This is a genomic window from Actinomyces sp. S6-Spd3 (assembly GCF_000758755.1).
GTDB lineage: Bacteria > Actinomycetota > Actinomycetes > Actinomycetales > Actinomycetaceae > Pauljensenia.
The window spans coordinates 1-896 of record NZ_JRMV01000247.1 but is presented as its reverse complement, the minus strand read 5'-3'; the positions used below and the strand labels follow the sequence as shown (position 1 = coordinate 896).

Below are 896 nucleotides of genomic sequence, written 5' to 3'. Positions count from 1 at the left end.
CTAATAATGACTGCCACTCCGGCCTTCGCACTCGAATATGGCGATCCGGCACCAGAAAATGTGGAAAGCAGTTCCGTTGCCGCGCTCAAGATGGGCAAAATCGGCAACTTCGGTGACTGCACCGGAACGCTCGTTGCAGACCAGTGGGTGCTAACGGCACGCCACTGCCTGGAATCTGTCAATAATGAAGGAACCCAGGCACGCATCGCCGGGAAAGTCTACAACGCCGACTCTTGGGCTCTTTCCCCTACGTCTGACGCGGGGTTGCTTCACCTAACGGAAAAGGTCACTAACGCTACCCCAGCGAAAATCTCCCACGACATCCCCACCCCTGGGCAGACGGGAACTCTTTACGGTTGGAGTAGCAGCTCGTCCATGGCGCGAGCGGGACAACTGCCAATGGCCAAAATGGTTGTTAAAGAACTGCTAGGCGGCGCACCGTCTGGTTCTGGCGCGCCATCCGGTTCCGAGGCGCCTACCGGTTCTGAAGGGCGATCCACTTCCGAGGCGCCTACCGGTGCTGATGCGTCTACCGAAACTGTCCCGCCACAAGCTATGCAGCCGGGAGCCAAAATGCCTGAATCCGGCCAAACCGAGTCTAATCCTGAGGGGATGGAGAACGCCCCGGCCGACAGCTCTATACAGCCTATGATCGAAACCTCCATCTTGGATGTGTACTCAGTTTCTGGAGCTGGTATGCAGGGCGGCGACTCTGGCGGCCCGTTCTTTGTTGACGGCAAGCTTGCAGGGCTCGCTACCGCAGGAACTGCTCATGGCGACCCGGACTTGCCGTCCCCCAGTGCCGCAATCACCACCATTGCAGGCACCGCTGAATGGATCGACAACGTTATCTCTGGCCGCAATACACAAAGCGTTCTGACTGCAGAGAACACTCC

1 protein-coding gene is annotated in these 896 nt (G+C 58.1%); it reads left to right on the top strand.

The window, feature by feature from the left end:
• Positions 1–896 (top strand): trypsin-like serine protease (locus HMPREF1627_RS01995; RefSeq protein ID WP_234305203.1); only part of this gene is annotated, 896 nt, incomplete at both ends.